General features: G+C 69.4%; 4 protein-coding genes. All 4 read right to left on the bottom strand.

From position 1 onward, the window contains the following. A partial coding sequence (locus CCN51_RS44370) for a carbohydrate ABC transporter permease (RefSeq protein ID WP_086860862.1) occupies nucleotides 1-779 on the bottom strand: 779 nt, incomplete at its 3' end. A gap of 5 nt (nucleotides 780-784) precedes the next feature. Then, nucleotides 785-1,825: a carbohydrate ABC transporter permease gene (locus tag CCN51_RS44365; RefSeq protein ID WP_014179835.1), complete on the bottom strand. Its 1,041-nt coding sequence runs from the start codon at nucleotides 1,823-1,825 to the stop codon at nucleotides 785-787. An 8-nt stretch (nucleotides 1,826-1,833) separates the two neighbouring features. Continuing rightward, nucleotides 1,834-3,108, bottom strand: a complete 1,275-nt coding sequence (locus CCN51_RS44360) for an ABC transporter substrate-binding protein (protein ID WP_193383748.1) — start codon at nucleotides 3,106-3,108, stop codon at nucleotides 1,834-1,836. A 113-nt stretch (nucleotides 3,109-3,221) separates the two neighbouring features. Further along, on the bottom strand, nucleotides 3,222-4,302 hold a 1,081-nt coding region (gene pcaDC / locus CCN51_RS44355; protein ID WP_107426229.1), incomplete at its 5' end, for a bifunctional 3-oxoadipate enol-lactonase/4-carboxymuconolactone decarboxylase PcaDC.

Genomic DNA, 4,302 nt, shown 5'->3' with positions numbered 1-4,302 from the left:
AAGACCACCAGCAGCGGCAGAATCGAGACGGCCGCCGCGACGAACAGCTCGTGGATGTTGACCGTCTGGGCGGTGGTGAACGTCGACAGGGCGACCTGGACGGTCCACGCGTCCCGGTCCTGGCCGATGACCAGCGGCCACAGGAACGCGTTCCAGGCGCCGATGAAGACGATCGTGCCGACGGCGGCGAACACCGGCCGAGAGTTGGGCACCACGACCCGCCAGTACGTGCGCCAGTAGCCGAGCCCGTCCACCCGCGCCGCGTCCTCCAACTCCCTAGGAAACCCCAGGAAGTACTGGCGGAAGATGAACGCCGCGAATGCGCTGAACAGCGTCGGCACCACCAGCCCGCGCAGCGTGGACACCCAGCCCAGCGAGGACACCAGGACGAAGGTCGGCACGAAGGTGACGGCCGCCGGGACCATGAGCGTGCCCAGGATCCAGTAGAAGACCACGTTCGCGTAGCGGTACGGGATCCGGGCCAGGCCGTACCCCGCGAGGGAGGCCAGCAGCAGTGTGCCCAGCGTCGTCGCCACCGCGATCAGCGAGGAGTTGAGCAGCGCGTGCGCCATCGGCACATTCGGGTCGTCGAACAGCTCGCCGATATTGGACCAGCGCAGCTCGCTCGGGAAGAACGTCCACTCGGCGGAGGTGATGTCCTCCTCGCGCGACAGGCCGTTGCGCAGCAGTAGATAGAAGGGGATCAGGAAGAGCAGGGCCAGCGCGATCAGCAGGACGAGCCGCAGCGCGCGGCCGACGCGTACGAGGGGTTCTCTCATTCCGGTCAGTCCTCCTTCCGGCCGAGCCTGAACCAGCGGGCCTGAGCCACCGTCACCACCGCGATGATCAGCGCCAGGATCACCGCGCCCGCGCTGCCCATCCCCAGGTTCTGCCCCTGCCCCAGCGCCGTGTAGTACAGGTACACCAGCGGCGGACGGGCATACGGCGGATAGCCGCGCGAGTCCGAGAGCAGGTTGTAGAACTCGTCGAACGCCTGGAACGCGTTGATGACCAGCAGCAGCGTCACCGCGATCGACGTCGCCCGCAGCTGCGGAAAGGTGATGTACCGGAAGACCTGCCACCCCGGCCGCGCCCCGTCCACCGCCGCCGCCTCGTACAGGCCGCGCGGGATGCGCTGCAGCCCGGCCAGGAACAGCACCATGTAGAAGCCCGCCTGCAGCCACAGCCGCACCGTCACGATGACCAGCCAGTACCAGGGCGGGTCGGTCGTCGACAGCCAGGGGATCTGATCCGCGCCGAACCAGCCGAGCACGGTGTTGGCCAGCCCGAACCGCACCCCATTGAAGATCGACATCTTCCAGATCAGCGCCGCCACGACATACGAGCACGCCACGGGGAGGAAGAACACCGACCGGAAGAACGCCTGCGCCCAGCGCAGCCGGTTGACCATCAGCGCGAGCGAGAGGGAGAGGAGGTAGGTGGCCGGGACGATGAAGGCCGTGAAGACCAGGAAGGTGACGAGGCTGTCGGTGAAGGCGTCGTCGCGCAGCATCGCCGTGTAGTTGTCCAGGCCGACGAAGTCGGTCGGCGAGACCGTGTTGTGCGCGTCGAAGAAGCTGAGGTAGACGCTCCAGGCCAGCGGTACGTAGGTGAACAGGCTGAGCCCGATCGCGAACGGGCCGACGAAGACCCAGAACCACAGCGTGCGGTTCTGTTTGCCCAGCAGCCTGTGCCGCAGCCGCAGCGTGCGCGACGTACCGGGCGCGGGCTGCCTGCCCTGAAGCGTCCGCGAAAGCGTGTTCGGCGTGTTCGGTGTGTTCGGTGTGTCCTGAGTGTTGTGCGTATCCCGTGCGTCCTGCGCCATCGCGGGCGTCAGCTCTTCTTCTGCACGCGCCGCAGCTCCGCGCCCACCTTGCGCACCACGTCCCGCAACTCCTGATCCGCGCTCGCGCCGTCCTTGATGATCCGGCTGAGCGCGTCCTGATAGGCGGTCCGGCTCGCCGGAGTCCACAGCAGCGGCTCGGCGTAGCCGTGGTCGGTGGCGTAGCGCACCGCGTCCCCGGCCGCGCCCTCGCGCAGCTTGTCGGCCTTCTTGGCGAGCGAGATCCGGGCCGGGATGTGGAAGCCGTACGACAGGGCGAAGTCCTCCTGGTACTCCGTCTTGTCCACCCACAGCCACTTCACGAAGGCCTTCGCCTCCTCCTTGTGCTTCGCCTTCGCACTGACCGCCGCGCCATAGGCCCCGACCGGCACCGAAGGCTTCCCCGCCGACCCGTCCTTCGGGAACGGCAGCACCCCGAAGTCATCGCCCAGCTCCTTCTTGACCTGCGGCAACGCCCACAGGCCCGACCACTGCATGGCCGTGAGCCCCTGGATGAACGCCGACGGATCCGACCAGTCCGAGGGCGCGCCGAGCAGCAGCGACTTGTCCGCGTACAGCCGGTGGATCTTCTCCAGCGCGCGGGCGGCGGCCGGGTCGTCGAAGCCGACCTTGCCGTCGTCGGCGACCAGCTGCAGCCCCGCGGCCTGCAGCGGGGTGCCGCCGAGCACCCCGGCGCCCCCGTCATTGCCCAGGAACAGCCCCTTGGTCTTCTTGTCCGTGAGCTCCTTCGCCGCGTCGACCAGCGCGTCGAGCGTCTGCGGCGGCTCCACGCCGGCGTCCTTCAGCAGGCTCTTGCGGTAGTAGAGCAGCTGCATGTCGACGACCTGCGGAATGCCCCAGATCCTGCCGTCGTACGTCTTGGGGGCCAGGACCGCCTGGTTGAAGTCGTCCTTCACGCCGTCGAGGAGGTCGGTCAGATCCACCACCTGGCCGCCCTGGATCTGATCCAGCGTCGGGCCGTTGGCCTCGAAGACATCCGGGCCGGACGCGGTGAGCAGCGCGGCGGCCGTCTGCTGGTCGTAGTTCCCCGGCCGCCACTGCACCTCGACCTTGGCCTTGCCGGTCTTGCCGTACGCGGCGGCGTACCGCTTCACCGCCCGCTCGGTGCCGTCCTCGCCGTACTGGTGGTACCACTGCTCGATGACCGGCTTGCCGTCCGAATCGTCCGACCCTCGCCCGGTGTTGGAGCCGCATGCTGCGGCCATAACTCCTGTCAGAGCCAGGCTCCCGCCAGTGCCGAGCAGTCGTCTACGGCTGATGGACATGCTGCGCCCCCTCGCGTCATCGCTCCCTGTAACCGGATCGTGCCAACCAACCACGGTACGACCCAGTGATCAACCATGGGGGCGTATTACGACAGCGCTGTTGCGGCGGTATGTCAGCTGCTCCGGGCGGCGTTTGACGTACCGTCGGAGCCGTCCATCTCGTCAAAGACCCGCTGGGCCGTGGCGAACGCGGAGTTCGCCGCCGGGACGCCGCAGTAGACCGCGCTCTGCAGCAGCACCTCGCCGATCTCCTCACGGGTGAGGCCATTGGTGAGAGCGGCCCGGATGTGCATGGCCAGCTCCGCGTCGTGGCCGTGGGCGATGAGCGCGGTGAGGGTGATACAGCTGCGGATGCGGCGGTCCAGGGTGTCGCCGGTCCAGATCTCGCCCCAGGCGTAGCGGGTGATGAAATCCTGGAAGCGGGCGGTGAAGGGGGTCGTACGGGCGATCGCGCGGTCGACATGGGCGTCGCCGAGGACGGCGCGGCGGGCGGCGAAGCCGGCGGCGCGGCGGGCGGCGTCGTCGCCGTCACTGACGTTGGTACTGGCGTTGGTACTGGCGTCGTTGCTGGTGCTGGTCCTGGCGTCGTTGTCGGCGTTGATGTCCACCTCCGCGGCGAAGTGCGCGAGCAGCGCGGCCGTAACCGGCCCCGGCCGCTCCACCCCGGCCAGATGCGCCGCCCCCGCCACCTCCAGCAGACTCGCCCCCGGCACCGCGTCCGCGATCTCGCGGGCGTGCGCGGGCGGGGTGGCGGGGTCGTCGCGGCCCGCGACGACCAGCGTGGGCACACCCGTGATGGACGGCAGCGCGGAGCGCAGATCGTACGAGGCGAGGGCGTCGCAGCAGGCCGCGTACCCCGCGCGGTCACACGCCCGCAGGTCCTCCAGCAGCGCGACGGCGCGGGGTGAGGCGGCGAAGCGGTGCGAGAACCACGTGCCCGGGCGGCTCGCGGCCATCGCCTCCGTACCCTCGGCCCGTACGAGCGCGGCCCGCTCGCGCCAGGCCGCGGGCTCGCCGAAGCGGGCCGAGGAGCAGATCACGGCAAGCGATTCGATCCGCTCCGGATGGCGCGCGGCCAGATACAGCCCGACCGCCCCGCCGATCGAGATCCCCGCATACGCGAACCGCTCCCACCCTTGCGCATCGGCGAGCCGCAGCACGAGGGCGGCGAGATCGCCGATGCGCAAGGGTGGG

Source organism: Streptomyces milbemycinicus, from assembly GCF_002154605.1.
Taxonomy (GTDB): domain Bacteria; phylum Actinomycetota; class Actinomycetes; order Streptomycetales; family Streptomycetaceae; genus Streptomyces; species Streptomyces milbemycinicus.
The sequence above is the reverse complement of the archived record's forward strand: the minus strand, read 5'-3'. Positions and strand labels throughout refer to the sequence as shown.

Excerpts from the sequence above, each read along its gene's own strand:
- CCN51_RS44360 (WP_193383748.1), bottom strand. The coding sequence starts at position 3,108 with ATGTCCATCAGCCGTAGACGACTGCTCGGCACTGGCGGGAGCCTGGCT.
- CCN51_RS44365 (WP_014179835.1), bottom strand. The coding sequence starts at position 1,825 with ATGGCGCAGGACGCACGGGATACGCACAACACTCAGGACACACCGAAC.